Below are 18,448 nucleotides of genomic sequence, written 5' to 3'. Positions count from 1 at the left end.
TCATGCGAGTGCGACACCCCGACGGCAGCACCGTCCATCTGGCGTACTGCACCAATGTGCACCCCGCCGAGACCCTCGACGGCATCATCGGCCAGCTCGCCGCCTACGCCGAGCCGGTGCGGGTCGCGGCCGGCGCCGAGCGGATCGGCGTCGGCCTGTGGCTGCCCGCCGAGACCGCGGGCCGGCTCGCCGCCGACCCGGCGGCCGTGGCCCGGCTGCGCCGCGAGCTGACCGCGCGCGGCCTGGAGACGGTCACCCTCAACGGCTTCCCCTACCGCGGCTTCCACGCCCGGGTCGTCAAACGGGCCGTGTACTACCCGGACTGGTCGGAACCGGCCCGCCTGGAGTACACGCTGGACCTCGCGAGGGTGCTGGCCGGGCTGCTGCCGGAGGGGGCCCGCGGGTCCATCTCCACCCTGCCGCTGGCCTGGCGCACCGTGTGGACGTCCGCCCAGCGCGCCATGGCCGCCCGCCAGCTGGACGCGCTCGCCGAGGGGCTGAAGCAGATCGCCGCCGACACCGGCCGTACTGTCCGGGTCGGTATCGAGCCGGAGCCCGGCTGTGTCGTGGAGCGCACCGAGCAGGCCGTCGACGCGCTGGCCGGCACCGACTCCGAGTGGATCGGCGTGTGCCTGGACGCCTGCCACCTCGCGGTCGCCCACGAGGACCCGATGGAGGCGCTGGGCCTGCTGCGCGAGGCGGGGATCCCGGTCGTCAAGCTCCAGGCGGCCACCGCGCTGGAGGTCGCCGACCCGACCGACCCGGCCGTACGGGAGCTGCTCGCGGACTTCGCCGAGCCCCGCTTCCTGCACCAGACCCGGGAGCCGTCCGCCGGCGGCCGGCTGCTGGGCACCGACGACCTCGGCCCCGCGCTCTCCGGCGCGCTGCCCGGCGACCGGCCCTGGCGCATCCACTACCACGTGCCCCTGCACGAGGACCCGCGTCCGCCGCTGGCGAGCACCCGGCCCGTGCTGCGCGAGACCCTGCGGGCCCTGCTCGCGGGGGAGCGGGCGGTCACCGACCACATCGAGATCGAGACGTACACCTGGTCCGTGCTCCCCGGCCACCGCGACGAGACCCTCGCCCACGGCCTGGCCGCCGAACTGACCTGGCTGCGCGACGAGTTGACGGCCCTCGGGCTGCGACGGGAGACGTCATGAGCCGCGGTCGTACGACGACGTCGACGGCCGTGCTGTGCACGGTCGGCCTGACCCCGCGGCTGCTGGAGCACATGCCGCATGTGAGGGCGGTCGGCGAGCAGGGCTTCACCGCCCGCCTGGACACGGTGTTCCCGGCCGTCACCGCCACCGTGCAGGCCACCCTGACCACCGGGCTGCTGCCGCGCGAGCACGGGGCGGTGGCCAACGGCTGGTACCACCGCGACCACGGCGAGGTCATGATGTGGCGCCAGCACAACGCCCTGGTGCGGGGCGAGAAGGTGTGGCAGGCGGCCCGCGACCGCGACCCGGACCACTCCACCGCCTACCTGTGCTGGTGGTGGGCGATGGGCGCCGACGTGGACACGATCCTCACCCCGCGGCCGGTCTACCACTACGACGGCCGCAAGTCCCCCGACTGCTACACCGTGCCCGCCGGACTGCGTGACGAACTCACCGCCGCGCAGGGTGAGTTCCCGCTGTTCCAGTACTGGGGTCCGACGGCGTCGATCGCCTCCACCCGGTGGATCGCCGGCGCCGCCCGCTACGTCGTCGACCGCCGCCGCCCCGACCTGACCTTCGTCTACGTACCGCACCTCGACTACGACCTCCAGCGCTACGGCCCCGACAGCCCGCAGGCGGTCCGCGCGGCGCGGGAGACGGACGCCGCGCTCGCCCCGCTGCTCGCGGATCTGCGCGAGCGGGGCACGACGGTGGTGGCGCTCAGCGAGTACGGCATCACACCGGTGAGCCGGCCCGTCGACATCAACCGGGCACTGCGCCGCGCGGGACTGCTGGAGGTCTCCACCCAGCGCGGCATGGAGTACCTCGACCCGTACACCTCCCGGGCGTTCGCCGTCGCCGACCACCAGGCCGCGCACGTGTACGTCGCCGACCCCGTCGACATCCCGCGGGTGCGGGACGTGCTGAAGGCGGTCGACGGCGTCGACGAGATCTGGGACCGCACCCAGCAGGAGGCCTACGGCATCGACCACCCCAACGCGGGCGAGCTGGTCCTCGTGTCGGAACCGGACGCCTGGTTCACCTACTACTACTGGCTCGACGACGACCGCGCACCCGACTTCGCGCGCGGCGTCGAGATCCACCGCAAGCCGGGCTACGACCCCGCCGAGCTGTTCTTCGACCCGTCGATCCCGGCGGTGAAGGCCAAGGCGGCGTGGACCGTGCTGCGCAAGAAGGCCGGGATGCGCGCACCGCTGACCGTGGTGCCGCTCGATCCCGGCCTGGTCAGGGGCAGCCATGGACGGCTGCCGTCACAGGACCGGGACGGGCCGCTGCTGCTGTGCTCGGACCCGGCCCAGGAACGGGACCGCTACCACGCCACCGAGGTCAAGGAGCTGCTCCTGCGCCTCAACGGACTGGCCTGAGACCGGCCGTGACGAGAGAGAGGAGGACGGATGACCACGCGACCGGCCACGGCCGCCGCGCACATCGACCACGCGGCGGACGTCGGAGAGGTGTACGTACCCGAGACGGCACGCGCGGTGGTGGCGCGGCTGCGGGAGAGCGGGGCGGTCCACGTGTGGTGGTGGCCGCTGGGCGAGGCGACCGATCCGGCGGACTTCGTGCTGCTGGACGAGCAGGAACGGGCTCGCATGCGGCGCTTCCACGCGCCACGGGACGCTGCGGCGTTCACGACGACCCGCGCGGGGGCGCGGCGCGCGGTGGCCGGGCTGCTGGGCGTACCGGCCCACACCGTGCGCTTCGGCCGGCGCATCTGCCCGGGCTGCGGCGACGCGGACCACGGCCCGCCCGCCGTGGTCCGGCCCCCGGTCCCGCTGGCGATCAGCCTCTCCCGTACCGACGGGTGCGGGGTGCTGGCGGTCCGGGCGGGCGACTGGGTGGGCGTGGACGTGGAGGCGTACCGCCCGATGGAGTCGGAGGCCCTGGCCCAGCTGGTCCTGACCCCCGACGAGACCGAGCGGATCCTGTCCCTGCCCGAGGGCCCGTCCCGTACGTCCCTCTTCCACCGCGCCTGGACCCGTAAGGAGGCGGTGGTGAAGGCGGTGGGCCTGGGGCTGCTGGGGATGCCCCTGAACACCCTGGACGTGGCTCCGGGACAGCAGGGCCCGCTGACGGTGACCCACATCCACGAAGGCCGTACGACCACCTGGCACGTGGAGGACCTGGACCTGAACGGTCCCTGGTCGGCCTCCCTGGCCCGCCCCTCGTCCGCCACCCCGCTGGGCCCGGTGCACCTCCACGCCCCGGCCTGACGGCAATTCCCCAGACCCTCGGCGCCGATCCCCCCTCGGCCGCCGAGCGACGCGGTTCCCGGCCCCCGGCCCTCCCCGGCGGAGGCCGGGAACCGCCCCATATCCGGCCACAAGCCCTCCACAGCCAGGGAGCACACATGAGCCGACCCAGCACGTACGGAACCGTGGCGACCCCCGAAGCCGAGTCCCCCGCGGGAGTCCGCGATGAGACCGCGTCCGTCGCACCGGTGGTCCGCACCGGGCCACCGCACACCCCGCCGCCCCGGCCGCTCGCCATGGTCGCCGGGGTCGTCCTGGCCGGGGGCGTGCTCGTGGGCGGCGGGCTGGTGGGCGGGGCGCTGCGGGGGTTTCTCGACCGGATGGCCGGGGTCGTGGCGCTGGTCGCGCTGTCGGTGGCGGTGATGCTGGGGCTGGCGACCGCGCTGCGCGGTCTGCTGCCGCCCCGTGCGCGGACCGCGGCCCAGCACCTGCACCGGGCCTTCGGTGTGCTCGGCGTCGGCTTCCTGCTGCTGCACATCGGCGTGAAGGTGGCCGGCGGCCGGGTCGCCGCGACGGCCGCCGCGCTCGGCTGGGGCAGCGGGGACGCGCTGGTCGGTCTCGGCACCCTGGCCTGCTACCTGTTCCTTCTCGCCGTGGCCACCGGCGTCTGGCGCGGCGTCTTCGCCACCCGGCGCTGGATCCGCCCGTTCCGCATCCTCCACGGCGCGTCGTACGCCGGCTGGGTGACCGCGGTGATCCACGGCCTCACGGCGGGCCGTACCCCTGCGACTTGGGTGGTTGCCGCGTACGCCCTGTGCCTCACGGCGACGGCGGCAGCCCTCGTCCACCGCCGCCTGCACCGCCGTTAGCGAGCCCGGTCGGAGCTCGGCCGAAATTCACCCCTCAACTCCCGCTCCCCTCCGCGACCATAGCCCCGATATAGATCGTCCGGCCACGTTCGTCCCGACCCCCACGACGATGGATGGAGAGGACTGGTCACGCATGAGGACCGAGAGGACCAACACACAGCCGCGCAGCGGCACGGGAGCCCGGAGCCACGCCCTGCGCCTGGAGGAGGTCACCAAGGTCTACGGCCGCGGTGGCCGGGGTGTCCGGGCCCTCGACGGAGTCTCCGTGGACATCGCCCGCGGCTCCTTCACCGCCGTCATGGGGCCCTCGGGCTCCGGCAAGTCCACGTTCCTGCACTGCGCGGCCGGCCTGGACAAGCCGACCTCCGGGCGGGCCTACATCGGCGACACCGAGCTGGGCGGCATGAACGAGACCCAGCTCACCAAGCTCCGCCGCGAACGCATCGGCTTCGTCTTCCAGGCGTTCAACCTCGTACCCGCCCTGTCCGTCCGGCAGAACGTGGAACTTCCGCTGCGCCTGGCCGGCTCCCGGCTGGACGGCCAGTGGCTGGAGGACATCCTGCTGCGCGTCGGCCTCGGCGGCCGCGCGGCCCACCGCCCGTCCGAACTCTCCGGCGGCCAGCAGCAGCGCGTGGCGATCGCCCGCGCCCTGATCACCCGCCCCGACGTCATCTTCGGCGACGAGCCCACCGGCGCCCTCGACACCGTCACCGCCAAGGAGATCCTCTCTCTGCTGCGCAACTGCGTGGACGAGACCGGCCAGACCGTCGTCATGGTCACCCACGACCCGGTCGCCGCCTCCTACGCCGACACCGTCCTGTTCCTCGCCGACGGCCGCATCGCCGACCGTATGCACGCCCCGACCGCCGAGCGCGTCGCCGACCGGATGACGCACCTGGGAGCGTGGGCCTGATGCTGCGCTACGCCTTCCAGACCCTCAAGGCCCGCAAGGGCGGCTTCATCGGCGCGTTCCTCGCGCTGATGTGCGCCGCCGCCCTGGTCACCGCGTGCGGCATCCTCCTGGAGACCGGTCTGCGCGGCACCATCGGCACCGAGCGGTACGCCGCCGCGCCGGTCGTCGTCGGCGGCGACCAGAATGTCCACCAGACCACCGTCAAGCACAAGAAGGGCAAGACCAAGGTCAAGCACAAGGCCAAGCCGCTCGCCGAGCGTGTGTGGCTGCCCGCCGCGACGGTCGACAAGCTGCGTTCCGTGCCCGGCGCACAGTCCGTCGTGCCCGAGGTCACCTTCCCCGCCTACGCGGTGAGCCCCAAGGGACAGGTCGTCCCCGGAGTCGACGGCAAGCCCTCCTACGGGCACGCCTGGACCTCCGCCGCCCTCACCCCGTTCAAGCTCGTCACCGGCCGCGCCCCCAGCGCCGCCGGTGATGTCGTCGTGGACCGCGAACTCGCCGCCCGTACCGGCCTCAAGCCCGGCGCGAAGCTCACCGTGCAGTCCACCGACGCCCCGCGCAGCTACACCGTGACCGGCATCGCGGCCCCCGCCGACGGCGACCTCAAGCAGCAGACCTCGCTGTTCTTCTCCGCCGACGAGGCGAAGCGGCTGTCGGGCCGGGACGGACAGGTGTCCGCGATCGGCGTGCTGCCCAAGCAGGGCGTGTCCACCGGCGAACTCGCCGACCAGGTGCGCAAGGCGCTCTCCGGCACCACCGCCCAGGTGGCCACCGGCGGCGACCGCGGCCCGGTCGAGTTCCTGGACGCGGCCAAGGCCCGGGTGAAGCTGGTCTCCATGGGCGGCGCCATCGGCGGCACCTCGCTGCTCGTGGCGATCCTCGTGGTCGTCGGCACCTTCGCGCTGTCGATCCAGCAGCGCTACCGGGAGCTGGCCCTCCTGCGCGCCATCGCGGCCACCCCGAAGCAGGTGCGGCAGCTGATCGGCCGTGAGGCGCTGATCGTCGGCCTGCTCGCCGGACTCACCGGATCGCTGCTGGGGCTGCCCATCGCGTACTGGCTGCACCGCAAGTTCGTCGACTTCAAGGCGATCCCGGACACGCTGCAGGTGACCTTCAGCGTCTTCCCGTTCTTCGCCGCCGTCGGCGCGGCCCTGCTGGGCGCCTGGGCCGCGGCCCGTATCTCCGCCCGCCGCACCGCCCGGATCCGCCCCGCCGAGGCGCTCGCCGAGTCCGCGGTCGAGCGGCCCGGGTTCGCCTGGGGCCGGACGCTGGCCGGGATCCTCACGCTGGCCGGCGGGATCGTCCTGCTCGTGGTGCTCAGCGTGCTGGACACCGAGCCCGCGTCCACGCCGGTGACGTTCCTGTCGGTCGTGGTGCTCGCGGTCGCGGTCTCGCTGCTCGGCCCGCTCATCGCCCGGGTCGCCGTGGCCCTGCTCGGCCTCCCGCTGCGTGCCTCGCGCGTGGCCGGCCACCTCGCCACCGCCAACGTCCGGGCCAACACCAAGCGGATGGCCTCCGCGATCACCCCGCTGGCGCTGCTGATCGGCATGGCCTGCACGGTGTTCTTCGTGCAGACCACGATGGGCGACGCCGCCACCGCCCAGGCCCGCGAGGGCAACAAGGCGGACTGGGTGGTGGCCTCGGCCGGCCCCGGCGTGCCGGAGGGGGCGACCGCGGCCCTGCGGCAGACGCCGGGCGTCACGGCCGTCACCGAGGTCGTACGGACCTCCGTGCGCATCGGGCTCGACAAGTACCCGGCGCAGGGCCTGTCCACCCAGGGGCTGCGCGAGACCTGGGACCCGGACGTGCGGAAGGGCTCGCTGAACGGCTTCGGAGACGGCGGTGTCGCGATGAGCGAGGTCGCCGCCGACCACCTCGGCAAGAAGGTCGGCGACGACCTGAAGGTGACCCTCGGCGACGGCACCGTCGTCCACCTGAAGGTCGCGGCCGTCTACTCCCGCGGCCTCGGCTTCGGCGACCTCACCATGAGCCACGCGCTGGTCTCCCGGCACGTCGACAACCCGCTCGCCTCCTCCGTCCTGGTCCGCACCAGCGGTGACGGCAAGGCGGGCCGCGAGCAACTGCAGAAGGCCGTCGGCCAGTTCCCCGGCATCGGGGTGCTCGACCGCGCCCAGGTCGAGGACCTGCAGGCCGAGGTGCAGCAGAACAACGCCGAGGTCAACTACGTCGCCATGGGCCTGATCATCGCGTTCACCGCGATCGCCGTGGTCAACACGCTCGCCATGTCGGTCTCCGACCGGCTCCGCGAGTTCGCGCTGCTGCGCCTGGTCGGCACCACCCGCCGCCAGGTGATGGGCATGCTGCGCATCGAGGCCGGCATCGTCGTCCTCGTCGCGGCCGCGCTCGGCACCGGCATCGCCTACGCCGTGCTCACCGCGTTCAGCATCGGCATGACCGGCTCGGCGGCGCCCTCCGTGGCACCGCTGACCTATCTCGCCGTCCTCGGCTTCGGCGCGCTGCTGGCCCTGCTGGCCACCGTGGTGCCGGGCCGGCTGGCGCTGACCGGACGTCCCGCGGACGTCATCGGCGCCCGGCAGTGACCGGTGACCACGCCTGAAGGGCCGGCCCCTCGTGGGGGCCGGCCCTTCAACCGGTCTGCGGTGTCCGTCAGTTGAGGACGGCACCGCCGCCCAGCCGGTCCACCCGGCTGCGCCGGTTGTCCAGGTGGGCGTACACCCGCTCCAGCCAGCGGTCCTCACCGTCGTAGCGCGGGGTGAAGGAGGTACGGCCGTGCACCGCGACCCGGTTGTCGACCACGGCCAGGTCACCGACGCGCAGCCGGTGCGCGGCCATGGTCTCCACGAACGCCTCCCGCAGCTCGGCCATCGCCGCCTTCGCCCGCTCGTCCAGCGGGTGCGTGGCGGCGAAGTCCACCAGGACGTTGGGGTCGTCCGGGTCGCCCTGCAGCACCGGGTGCGCCGAGCGGACCCCGCCCAGGGAACCGAAGGAGGGCGGCGGCTCGGTCAGGAACCGCGGCTCGGCCAGCACCCGCCGCGTCGCCTCGGACAGCAGCGGCAGCGCCCGGCGGATCGAGGAAGTGCACAGCTTGGCGTCCCCGGTCGGGTCCTCGCGCATGCACAACAGGCCCACGTAATCCGGACGGTTGTCGTGGAAGGCGTTTTCGACATGCAGTTCCAGCAGCACGGAACCGGCGTTGCTCTGGGAATCCTCCTTTCCGGGAACCGGCACCACGTTCTGCACCAGGGCACCGCTCTTCTCGTTCCGGAACGCGATGACCTCACCGAGTTGCAGCATCACCGAGACGATGACGGAGGCGGCCGTCGTCGGAACACGCTCCACGGAATTCGGCACACCCGGCGTCGGCGGCAGCGGATCGCCCGCCGTCACCGGCAGGTTGCGCAGCAGCAGCACCCCGTCCGCGCCCGGATCGTGCCGGAACGCGCGCAGGGTGCCGAGGAGTTGCCGGGGCAGCAGCGAGGTCGCCTCGCGGGCCGCGCCCAGCCAGTCGGGGGAGTCGATGAGCGGGTGCGCCGGGCCGGTCAGCCGGCCGGCCACGGTGATGAGGCCGTTTCTCTCCGCCGCGGTGAGTTCGTGCGCGGTCACCGTGCTCTCGGCGGCTGGAGCCAGAATCTCTATCTGCGTCACAGCGTTGTCCTCAGGTCGACGGCATTGCTCGGAAAAGCTTCCGGGCAGCGCCTATCGCGGCCCTATGGAAAAGGGCCGTGAACGCTGTATAGGGCGGCAATAGCGGGCGGGCGGAACCTGGCCCCGCAGAAGTCCGACAAAAGTTCCGGACGGCGTCCGTCCGACGTCTCTGAGAAAACGCGGGAGTGGTGCTGATGCGTCAAGGAGGCGAGGAAAAGGTGTATCCCGAGGTGGACCGGCTCATCGCCCGGGGCGAGGCCCATGTGTGGTGGTGGCGCTCACCCGGCCGGGTCGACCCGGCCGATCTGCGGCTGCTGGCCACGGGGGAGTTCCGGCGTGCGCTCGGCATGCTGTCCGAGCGGGACGCGGCCGAGTTCGTGCACACCCGGGCCGGTGCCCGGCGCGCGCTCGGTCAACTCCTCGGCACCACCGCCGCCGACGTCGACCTGGGCCGCCGGCGCTGCCCGGGCTGCGGCTCGGACGGCCACGGCCCGCCGCAGGTACTTCGCCCCGCCGTACCGCTCGCGATCAGCCTGAGCCGGACGGCCGGCTGGGGCGTCTTCGCGGTCGGCGCGGGCACCGCCATCGGCGTCGACGCGGAGGCGTTGCGGCCGGTGCGGGAGGCACTGCTGTCCGACACCGTGCTCACCGCGGCCGAGCGCGGCCACTTGCGCGACGTCCCGGAGGGTACCGCCCGGCAGTGCGCGTTCCACCGCGTGTGGACCCGCAAGGAGGCCGTCGTCAAGGCGGTCGGCGTGGGCCTGGCCGGCACCGACCTGGGCCGCCTGGAAACACGCCCCGACCGGACCGGCCGGGTCCGCGTCACCCACCACACCGACGACCAGGCCAGCGCCTGGACCGTCCAGGACCTCCACCTCTCCGACCGCCTCGCGGTAGCCCTGGCCCGCCCAGCGGGCCCGGCCTCACGAGGAGCGGTACACCTGCACCCACCCGCCTGAACCCACGCCCGGGGCTTCCGCGCCAACTCCCCACCCGGGGGAGGACACAGCCCGTCCGCCCGCCTCACGGCACCTCCGGCGGGCTGGGGACGCGTGCACCCGCACCCACCCGCCCGAGCCCACGCCCGGGCCCTCCGCGCCAACTCCCCACCCAGGAGAGGACGCACCCCGTCCGACCGCCTCACGATCGCCCCGCCCGCCCGGGGACCGGTGCATCCGCACCCGCCCGCCCGAGCCCACGCCCGGGCCCTCCGCGCCAACTCTCCACCCAGGAGAGGACGCACCCCGTCCGACCGCCTCACGATCGCCCCGCCCGCCCGGGGACCGGTGCACCCGCACCCGCCCGCCTGAGCTACCACCGGGCGTCGTCCCCGCGGCAACTCACCGACCAGAAAAGGAAGCAGCCCACCATGACCGCACAGACCGTCGCCGCCCCCGCCGCGGCGCCTCCGCTCACGTCCCGTGACCTGATCGCCTACTTCGACACCCTCGCCGAGGCCGTCGACCGCATCGACCCCGGACCCTCCGCCCCGGGCGGCTGGGAGGCCCGCGAACGGCTGCGGCTGAGCACCTGGGTCCGCCAGGCCTACGAACACCCGCTGTCGCCCCGGGTGTTCGCGCACCCCGACGCCCGTGTCGCCCGTACCGTGCGCGACGCGACGGCGGCCGCGCTCGGGCTGCGCCTGGAGGTCTGCGGCAACGGCGTCCGCCCCGCCCGCCCCACCGTGGACGTACGCGCGACCGCCGCTGTCGCCGCGGTCTGGGCGGTCACCGCACAGGCCGTCGCCCAGTCCCCGCGCCCGCCGCGCGAACGCGTGGTCTCCGACGCCTGGGCGGTGGCCCAGGAGATCATCGCCCCGGCCGGCCAGGCCTACGCCCGCGCCCGCGGCTCCTGGTGACCACACCGGCACGGCCCAGCATGGTGTCCGTACCGACACGTGCCGCTCGCCGGCCCGCGCACGGGGCCCGCAAGCCCCGTCTGTCCAGGGCTGCGGCGTGCAGGGTGTCCGTACCGGCACGCCCCCCTCACCGCCCCGCGCGCACGGCCGGCAGGCCCGAGCCGTCGAGGGTCGCCGCGAGCAGTCGTACCAGTTCGTGGCAGCGGTACTGCGGGCGGCCCTGGTCGTCCAGGCCCGACAGGTCCAGCAGGGCGGCGTCGACGAGGGCTTCCAGCGCGTTCTCCGTCGCGTCCTCGGTCAGTCCGAGCCACTCTCCCGCGCGCCGGGCGCAGAACGGCTCGCCGCCCAGCTCCGGATCCGCGAGACCGGCCAGGACGTCGTGCACCGCGGGCGGCAACGGATCGACGGAGGAGCGCAGGACCCGGCTCAGGTCCAGGTCGCCGAAGGAGAGTTCGGCGAGCCGTGCGGCGGGGTCGGCGAGCCGGGCCGCGAGCCGGGCCGCGGTCCAGTGCGGACGGGCGGCCAGGCGGGCGCCGGCGATGGACAGCGCGAGCGGCAGCCCGCCGCAGTACGCCACCAGGTCGTCGGCCGCGTCCAGGTCGTCGTCCAGCCGCTGCCGGCCCGCCCGCGCGGTGAGCAGCTCCAGCGACGCCTCGTCGTCCAGCAGCGGCAGGGCCAGCGTGTCCCCGCCGGCCACCCGCGCCAGCCGGCTCCGGCTGGTGATCAGCACGGCCGAGTCACCGGCCGGCAGCAGCGGCGCGAGCTGCCGGTCGCCGCTGACGTTGTCGAGCACCAGCAGCAGCCGCCGCTCGGCCGTACGCGCCCGGTACAGCCGTACCAGCTCGTCCAGATCGCCGGCCGGCAGCGCGTGGTCGCTCTCGCCGAGGGCCCGCAGCAACTGGGCGAGCACCGCACGCGGGGCCCGCGGGGCGCCGTCGAGACCGCACAGCTCCGCGAAGAGCAGCCCGTCGGGGAAGAGCCCGCCGCTCTCGGCCGCGGCCCGCACCGCGAGCGCCGTCTTGCCGAGGCCGGCCATGCCGGTCACCAGGATCCGCCGCGGCGCGCCGGCGCCCTGGCCGAGACGCCCCCGCAGCGCCTCGAGTTCGCGCTCCCGGCCGACGAGTTCGCCGTCCGTGGCGGGCAGCATCGACGGCACGGGCCGCCCGGCCGGCGGCGTACCGCGCCGCGGCCCGAGCCCCAACTCACCGCCCAGCACGGCCTGGTACGTCGAGCCCAGCGCCTCGCCGGGGTCGATGCCGAGCTGTTCGGCCAGTACCTTGCGGCCCTCGTAGTACGTGTGCAGCGCGTCGGCCTGCCGGCCGCACCGGTACAGCGCGGTCATCAGCTGGGCCCGCAGCCGCTCCCGTACCGGGAACTCGGCGACCAGCGCGGTCAGTTCGGCCATCACCTGCTCGTGCCGCCCCAGCTCCAGGTCCGCCTCCAGGCGGGACTCCAGGGCGAGCATCCGCTCCTCCTCGAGCGGTGCCGGCTCGGCGTCCAGCATGTGCTCGGTGACGTTCGCCAGCGCGGTTCCCCGCCACTGCCCGAGCGCCTCGCGCAGCAGGTCGGCGGCCTCCTCGAAGCGCCGTTCCGCCAGCGCCCGCCGCCCGTCCCGCTCCCGTCGGCGGAACTCCACGAGGTCCACGACGGCACCCGGGGCGCGCAGCACGTACCCGGGAGGCCGCCGTACGATCTCGACCTCCTCGCCGAGCTGCTTGCGCAGCCGCGACATGTACGTGTAGATCTGCGCGCTCGCCGTCGCCGGCGGCTCCCACCCCCACAGCAGCGCGCTCAGCCTGCTGTCGGACACCACCCGCTCCTGTGCGAGCAGCATCGTCGCCAGCACCGTGTGCATCTTCGAACCGGAAAGGGCAACCCGCTCACCCCCTCGCCACGCCTCCACTGGCCCAAGGACCCGGAACTCCATGGGACACCACCCCCTTCTGGTGCGGCCAGCCATCTCTACGGTTTCCGAAGCTAGAGAGGGGCGTTATTGGCGGGTTATCGCCGGGGAGCCGGCCGCACGGGGAACGGCGTGGTGAGGGGGCGCAGCGGAGAAATATAGGCCGCCCCGGCACGGTGAGAGCGCCGCCCGTCCTTCACAGAGAGGCCTCACCGTGCCCCGCGACCTCGACCTGCTGCCCCCGGACACCTCCCACCGTCTGCTGTCGCTGCTGGACGACGCCCGCGTCCCCTACCGCCTGATCCCGCACGCACCCGAGGGCCGTACGGACCTCGCGTCCGAGCTGCGCGGACATCCGCTGGACCAGGCGGCCAAGTGCCTGGTGGTGCGGGTGAGCACCGGCCGTCGCAGCCGCCGCTACGTCCTGGCCGTCGTACCCGGCGACCGCCGCCTGGACATGACCCGGGTGCGCGAGTTGTACGGCGGCACGGACGCCGCCTTCGCCGCACGGGAGGTGGCCGAAAGACTGTCAGGCTGCGTGAGCGGCTGCGTCGTGCCGTTCACCTTCCACCCGGACCTGGAACTGGTCGTCGACACCGCCCTGCTGGCCCACGACTGGATCTACTTCAACGCGGCCCGCCTGGACCTGTCGATGGCCCTGCCCGTGCCGGCGTACGTCACCCTGACCCGCCCCCGCACGGCCCCGCTGGCCACCCCGCCCCTGGCGGGAGTCCTCGGAACCGCCGCCGAAGTCCACCAGGTGCCGCGCGCCTAACGGCCCATGGCGGGATACGGCGCCGGATCCGTCACCCAGCCCGCCATCAGCACCAGCCGGGACTCGCGGTCGACCGCGAGGAAGCCAAAGGGGCGGTCGAAGGCCACCCGCACGACCGTGGTCTCGTAGCGGTACTGCGGGACGCCACCGGCGCCGTACGGCATGACCGCCGTCACCGCCGCCGCCCGGAAGCCGAGCGCGCCGAACCGGGCGAGGGCGGACTGCCGGGCGGCCTGGACGGCGAGCGGCACGGCGCTGACGCCGGGGAAGTGGCCCTGTCGGTCGTCCTGGGCCGTGGTGAGCCCGAACAGGGTGTGCAGCGCCAGCAGATCGTGGTCGGCGCGCACCTCGTACGCCACCGTCCGCACGTCCAGCGTGATCGGCTCCGGCGCGAGGGCGGGCTGTTGCTCGACGTGCAGGCCGGGGCCGACATGCCCGAACGGCAGCTGCCCGCCCCCGGTGAGCGCGAGCGTGCGCTGCACGACCCCGACCCCGGCCGTGAGCACCTGACCCGGTGTCATCCGCTCCTCGCCGAGCACCAGATGGACGTCGATGCCGTTGTCGCCGGGCACGGTCAGCGCGGTCACGAAGCCGTCGGGCGTGCTCGTCACGCCGACCCGGTCCGGCCGCACGCTCCGGCGGTGCAGCCCGAGCAGCGAACGGCCCTGCCAGGGACCGGAGTCCGGGCGCAGCATGGTCTCGGTGAACGGCTGCCGCCAGTCCGTGCGCAGGGTGAGCGCACTGGCCAGCACCATCCGCGCCTCCCGCGTCAGCGTCACCGGCATGCGCTCCACCAGCCCGCCGGTCCGCTCGGCCGCCCAGGCGTCCAGCCGCTCCTGCGCGGTGACCAGGTCCTCCCCGAACACCCCGTGCGTTTCGGCCGGCAGCCCGGCCCGCCACTCCTCGCGCAGCTGCAGCGTCCGGTGCGTCCACAGGCCGAGCGCCGTGTCCAGGCCGGTCACCGGCTCCAGCGCGGCCAGCAACTCCCGTGCGGCGGCGGCCGCCTGGTCCGCGGGCACGCCGAGCGCCTGGGCCAGCTCGGCCCGCGCGGCGCCCGTCGCGCCGTCCGCCAGGAAGGCCAGCAGGGGCCAGACCCCGGCCGCCGAGAACGCCGTGCCCTCCGGTGCCGCTGCCGCCGCCCACCGCGCGGTGAGCCCGTTCACCGCACCCACGGTGGCGTTCCCCACCCGGCTGTCCGCCCGGTGTTCCACCCTCATTCCGCCCCCACTCGTGCCCCGCTTACCATGCGCCCAGTCGTACGTCGGTCCAGTCGTCGGCCCCAGGGCCCGTCTGACCATTCCCCCCGCCCGACCCAGGAGCACGGTACCGGTGTCCATACCCCCGCCCCCCGACCCCCACCAGCCGCAAGGCCCGTACCAGCCACCCCAGCAGTACCCGCAGGGGCCGTACGGGCCGCCGCCGTACCCGCAGGCACAGGGCCCGCAGAACCCCTACGGGCCGTACCAGCCCTGGGCGCAGGGCTACAGCCCCTACAACCAGCCGGCGCCCGTCAACGGCCTCGCCATCGCCTCCCTCGTGTTCGGCGTGCTGTGCTGCCTGCCCGGTGTCGGGCTGGTGCTCGGGCTGGTCGCGCTGCGGCAGATCGGCCGGCGGGGCGAGCGCGGCAAGGGGCTGGCGATCAGTGGCTCGGTGCTGTCCGGGCTCGGGCTCGCGGTGTGGGTGCTGATGCTCGCCACGGGCGGCGCGTCCGACTTCTGGGAGGGCGTCAAGGAGGGCGCACGCGACGGCGCGAGCATCTCGCTGGTCAAGGGCGAGTGCTTCGACGCGCCGGGCGGACGACTCAGCGGCGAGACGTACGACGTCGACAAGGTCCCATGCTCCGGCGAGCACGACGGTGAGGTGTTCGCCTCCTTCCGGCTGAAGGACGGGTCGTACCCCGGCGACGACAAGGTCGGCGACACCGCCGACGAGCGCTGCTACGGCCTCCAGGACACCTACGCGATGGACGGCTGGGCCGTGCCCGACGACGTCGACGTGTACTACCTCACGCCCACCGGGGACAGCTGGTCGGCCGGGGACCGGGAGGTCACCTGTGTGTTCGGCAGCGTGACCGAGGGCGGGAACCTCACCGGCTCGCTGCGCAACGACGAGACGGTCCTGGACGCGGACCAGGTCGCCTATCTGAAGGCGGCTCACGTCCTCAACGCGGCCCTCGCCACCGCCCCCGACACGGAGTACGTCGAGGACGACCTGCCCGGGCACAAGGAGTGGGCGGGCCGGGTGTCGGCCGCGCTGGCCGAACAGGCCCGGATGCTGCGCGCGAACGGCTGGTCCGCCGACGCCGTGGGGCGGATCAGCGTGCTTACGTCCGACCTGGACAAGGCGCGGGTGGAGTGGGCGAAGGCCGCGCAGGCGAAGGGCCTGGACGCCTTCTACCAGCACTACGACACCGGGCTCAAACTGCTCGACCCGAAGAAGGCGGTCCCCGCGCGCAAGGCCCTGGGCCTGGAGACCACCCCGCCCCCCGACGACAGCGGCGCCGGTGGTGACAGCGGCTCGGGCGACTCCGGCGGGAGCGGGGGCGCCCTGGCGGTGTGATCGCGCAGGGCATGATCGCGGTGAGGCGTGGACAGGGCTATAACGGAGAGAAAGTGCCTGGGTAAAGCCCTCCCGGGCCCCTTGTCATCACATCGAGTGATTCTCTGGCCTTTGCTTGCATGGCACAACCCACGGTTGCCACGCTGTTGCTGTCTGTACAACCTGATGGGAGCGGCCAGTGACTTTCGGTGAGCAGCCGGCGTACCTGCGCGTCGCGGGTGATCTCCGCAAGAAGATCGTCGACGGTTCACTGCCGCCTCACACGCGGCTCCCCTCCCAGGCCCGCATCCGCGAGGAGTACGGCGTCTCGGACACGGTCGCGCTGGAGGCCCGCAAGGTGCTGATGGCCGAGGGCCTGGTCGAGGGCCGCTCCGGTTCCGGGACGTATGTGCGCGAGCGCCCGGTGCCCCGGGGTGTGGCCCGCTCCGGGTTCCGGCCGCCCTCCGGCGCCACGCCCTTCCGGCAGGAGCAGGCCGACGCCTCGGTGCGCGGCACCTGGGAGTCCAGCAGCGAGCAGGCCGAGGCCGGGGCCGCCATCGCCGAGCGGCTCTCCCTCAAACCCGGCGAGCGGGTCATGCGCACCAGGTACCTGTTCCGGGAGGCGGGGGAGCCGATGATGCTCTCCACCTCCTGGGAACCCCTCGCCGTCACCGGTCGCACGCCCGTGATGCTGCCCGAGGAGGGACCGCTCGGCGGCATGGGCGTCGTCGAGCGCATGCGGGCCATCGACGTCATCGTGGACAACGTCACCGAGGAGGTCGGCGCCCGCCCCGGCCTCGCCGAGGAACTGCACGTGCTCGGCGGCGTCCCCGGGCATGTGGTCCTCGTCATCCAGCGCACCTACTACGCCTCCGGCCGCCCCGTGGAGACCGCCGACGTCGTGATCCCCGCCGACCGCTACCGGGTCGCGTACCACCTGCCCGTGAAGTAGCGCACACCCCGGCACGCCCCCCGGGCGGCCGCTCTCACCCCACAACCCGGCTCCCAACCCCCGGCGGCCCGCTGCAATCCGGCCGTTCTCCCAGGTGATCCTGGGTCCGTCCGAAATGCCCCCGACCCACGACAGAGGCGGGTAAGACGGCGCGTTCGCCATCGTGCGCCCCCTGTGTTCTGGCTGGTTGCGTACCTCTTTGTGAAAAGGCGTATTCGCTCCGTGAAGGTAGGGCGTACGCTCGGGCATATGCGGATTGCGGTTTCCTTAGGCGGGGCACGGTGGGGGCCCGGGAGGGGAAGCGGGTGGGGCGGTGCGAGAAGGAACGGTGGGGGCGATGAGTGAGGGCACGGTCGCCCTGCCCTGGATCGTCATAAGGCAGGACGACAACGGCAATCGCTACCGCGTGGGACGGTACGCGACCCGGGCCGAGGCCCAGAAGATCGCCGACAGCCTCGACGACCACGGCCACAAACAGCTCTACTGGGTCGAACGCATCGGCCAGAACGGGGACGGCACCCACAACTGACCCTCGGAGCGCCCAACTGACCACTGGCGCGCTCCCGTAGGCTCCGCCCCATGACCGAACGGATCGTGGTGGTGGGAGCCGCCCTGCTCGACGCCGGCCGGCTGCTCGCCGCGCGGCGCAGCGCGCCCGCCGAGCTGGCCGGGCGTTGGGAGCTGCCCGGCGGCAAGGTCGAGACCGGCGAGCGGCCCGAGGACGCCCTGGTGCGCGAACTGCGCGAGGAACTCGGGGTCGAGACCGAGGCGGTCGAGCGCGTGCCGGGGGAGTGGCCCCTGCGATCCCCCTACGTCCTGCAGGTGTGGACCGCCCGCCTGTGCCCCGGCTCCGCCGCCCCCCGCCCCCTCCAGGACCACGACGACCTGCGCTGGCTGACTCCGGACGGGCTCTGGGACGTGGCGTGGCTGGACCAGGATGTGGCGGCGGTGCGGGAGATCGAGACTCTTGCCGTGCTCCCCGGCTGGGCATAGCCCGGCGCTCACGTCAGTTGCGCGGAGCGCCTCGTACGCCGTTCGTGCCACCGTGCGCCCTTCCGCACGGTAATGCCCCCCGGATACCGGGTATGTCCCCATTAATCCCATGAAACCGGACATGGGTGGGCTCGTTGGCCTGGGAAGTGATCGGCGTGATCGACACCGAAGGCGACCGCGCCGAGTGGACCTTTCCCGCGGAACCCGGCGCCGTGCGCACCGCCCGCGCCGCGGTCCGGGGCCAGTTGCGCGGCTGGGGCCTCGAATGCCTCGCCGAGCTCGCCGCGCTGCTGGTCAGCGAGCTGGTGACGAACTCCCTGCGGCACGCGACCGGGCCCATCGGCGTACGGCTGGTACGCCCCGCCGGGCTCGGTGACACGCTGCTGGTCGAGGTCTCCGACCCGCTCCCGGACCCGCCGCGCGAGCGTGTCGCCCACCCCGAGGACGAGAGCGGCCGCGGTCTGCAACTGGTCGCCGACTCCTCGCGCCGCTGGGGCACCAGGCCCGGCGGCACCGGAAAGACCGTCTGGTTCGAACTGGCGGTGCCCGGGTGAGCCCGGTGTACAGGCCGCCGTGCGCCGTCCATGCGGCGATGCGCGCCCGGGGTGGGTTGGGGGTGCGTGATTCGAGGGCGTGTTCCCTGGTTA

Annotated in this window: 17 protein-coding genes; 14 read left to right on the top strand and 3 right to left on the bottom strand. The window is 73.7% G+C overall.

Annotation, left to right across the window (positions count from 1 at the left end):
* Nucleotides 1-2 precede the first annotated feature (2 nt).
* The 6 genes from eboE to CRP49_RS06900 all read left to right on the top strand — a co-directional run bounded on the left by eboE (nucleotide 3) and on the right by CRP49_RS06900 (nucleotide 7,716).
* Complete coding sequence (eboE, locus tag CRP49_RS06925; protein WP_097252601.1) at nucleotides 3-1,160, top strand: metabolite traffic protein EboE; 1,158 nt, start codon at nucleotides 3-5, stop codon at nucleotides 1,158-1,160.
* A complete protein-coding gene (locus CRP49_RS06920; protein ID WP_179851531.1) occupies nucleotides 1,157-2,545 on the top strand; it encodes an alkaline phosphatase family protein in 1,389 nt (462 codons plus the stop codon). Before eboE ends, CRP49_RS06920 begins: the two co-directional genes overlap by 4 nt.
* A 30-nt stretch (nucleotides 2,546-2,575) precedes the next feature.
* Nucleotides 2,576-3,394 (top strand): 4'-phosphopantetheinyl transferase superfamily protein, encoded by an 819-nt coding sequence (locus CRP49_RS06915; RefSeq protein ID WP_101374449.1) that lies wholly within the window; start codon nucleotides 2,576-2,578, stop codon nucleotides 3,392-3,394.
* A 137-nt stretch (nucleotides 3,395-3,531) separates the two neighbouring features.
* On the top strand, nucleotides 3,532-4,242 hold the full coding sequence (locus CRP49_RS06910; protein WP_097252599.1) for a ferric reductase-like transmembrane domain-containing protein: 711 nt from the start codon (nucleotides 3,532-3,534) through the stop codon (nucleotides 4,240-4,242).
* A 133-nt stretch (nucleotides 4,243-4,375) separates the two neighbouring features.
* Entirely contained in the window at nucleotides 4,376-5,155 is a 780-nt protein-coding gene (locus CRP49_RS06905; protein ID WP_094215148.1) for an ABC transporter ATP-binding protein, read from the top strand.
* Nucleotides 5,155-7,716 carry an FtsX-like permease family protein gene (locus tag CRP49_RS06900; RefSeq protein ID WP_257033320.1) on the top strand — a complete coding sequence of 854 codons (2,562 nt, stop codon included), beginning with the start codon at nucleotides 5,155-5,157 and terminating at the stop codon, nucleotides 7,714-7,716. The genes CRP49_RS06905 and CRP49_RS06900 overlap by 1 nt, the downstream gene beginning before the upstream one ends.
* Before the next feature lie 67 nt (nucleotides 7,717-7,783).
* Here CRP49_RS06900 and CRP49_RS06895 read toward each other — a convergent pair whose 3' ends face one another.
* A complete protein-coding gene (locus CRP49_RS06895; RefSeq protein ID WP_179851530.1) occupies nucleotides 7,784-8,782 on the bottom strand; it encodes a TauD/TfdA family dioxygenase in 999 nt (332 codons plus the stop codon).
* 194 nt (nucleotides 8,783-8,976) lie between these two features.
* Between CRP49_RS06895 and CRP49_RS06890 the strand changes: the two genes are divergently transcribed.
* Both CRP49_RS06890 and CRP49_RS06885 read left to right on the top strand, forming a co-directional pair.
* The gene (locus tag CRP49_RS06890; protein WP_097257231.1) at nucleotides 8,977-9,741 is read left to right on the top strand and encodes a 4'-phosphopantetheinyl transferase superfamily protein; all 765 of its coding nucleotides are present in this window, start codon (nucleotides 8,977-8,979) and stop codon (nucleotides 9,739-9,741) included.
* Nucleotides 9,742-10,151: 410 nt separating this feature from the next.
* Nucleotides 10,152-10,640: a hypothetical protein gene (locus tag CRP49_RS06885; protein WP_179851529.1), complete on the top strand. Its 489-nt coding sequence runs from the start codon at nucleotides 10,152-10,154 to the stop codon at nucleotides 10,638-10,640.
* Between the two features lie 127 nt (nucleotides 10,641-10,767).
* Here the strand turns inward: CRP49_RS06885 and CRP49_RS06880 are convergent, their stop codons facing one another.
* Nucleotides 10,768-12,495 (bottom strand): AfsR/SARP family transcriptional regulator, encoded by a 1,728-nt coding sequence (locus tag CRP49_RS06880; RefSeq protein WP_257033319.1) that lies wholly within the window; start codon nucleotides 12,493-12,495, stop codon nucleotides 10,768-10,770.
* A 262-nt stretch (nucleotides 12,496-12,757) separates the two neighbouring features.
* Between CRP49_RS06880 and CRP49_RS06875 the strand changes: the two genes are divergently transcribed.
* On the top strand, nucleotides 12,758-13,318 hold the full coding sequence (locus CRP49_RS06875; RefSeq protein WP_373560332.1) for a YbaK/EbsC family protein: 561 nt from the start codon (nucleotides 12,758-12,760) through the stop codon (nucleotides 13,316-13,318).
* On the opposite strand, the gene CRP49_RS06870 is transcribed toward CRP49_RS06875, so the two are convergent.
* Nucleotides 13,315-14,535 (bottom strand): serpin family protein, encoded by a 1,221-nt coding sequence (locus CRP49_RS06870; protein ID WP_097252595.1) that lies wholly within the window; start codon nucleotides 14,533-14,535, stop codon nucleotides 13,315-13,317. The two genes, CRP49_RS06875 and CRP49_RS06870, sit on opposite strands and share 4 nt — an antisense overlap.
* Before the next feature lie 112 nt (nucleotides 14,536-14,647).
* On the opposite strand from CRP49_RS06870, the gene CRP49_RS06865 reads away from it, so the two are divergent.
* From CRP49_RS06865 to CRP49_RS06845, 5 genes are all read left to right on the top strand, one after another.
* Nucleotides 14,648-15,877 (top strand): DUF4190 domain-containing protein, encoded by a 1,230-nt coding sequence (locus CRP49_RS06865; RefSeq protein WP_097252594.1) that lies wholly within the window; start codon nucleotides 14,648-14,650, stop codon nucleotides 15,875-15,877.
* Nucleotides 15,878-16,055: 178 nt separating this feature from the next.
* The gene (locus CRP49_RS06860) at nucleotides 16,056-16,808 is read left to right on the top strand and encodes a GntR family transcriptional regulator (protein WP_094215141.1); all 753 of its coding nucleotides are present in this window, start codon (nucleotides 16,056-16,058) and stop codon (nucleotides 16,806-16,808) included.
* 337 nt (nucleotides 16,809-17,145) lie between these two features.
* Entirely contained in the window at nucleotides 17,146-17,337 is a 192-nt protein-coding gene (locus CRP49_RS06855) for an SPOR domain-containing protein (protein WP_094215140.1), read from the top strand.
* Nucleotides 17,338-17,387: 50 nt separating this feature from the next.
* Complete coding sequence (locus CRP49_RS06850) at nucleotides 17,388-17,801, top strand: (deoxy)nucleoside triphosphate pyrophosphohydrolase (RefSeq protein WP_097252593.1); 414 nt, start codon at nucleotides 17,388-17,390, stop codon at nucleotides 17,799-17,801.
* Between the two features lie 125 nt (nucleotides 17,802-17,926).
* A complete protein-coding gene (locus CRP49_RS06845) occupies nucleotides 17,927-18,355 on the top strand; it encodes an ATP-binding protein (protein ID WP_097252592.1) in 429 nt (142 codons plus the stop codon).
* The last annotated feature ends 93 nt before the right edge of the window (nucleotides 18,356-18,448 follow it).

It is taken from the genome of Streptomyces sp. Ag109_G2-15, assembly GCF_900215565.1.
GTDB lineage: Bacteria > Actinomycetota > Actinomycetes > Streptomycetales > Streptomycetaceae > Streptomyces > Streptomyces diastatochromogenes.
This window is presented reverse-complemented; position numbering and strand designations above follow the sequence as displayed.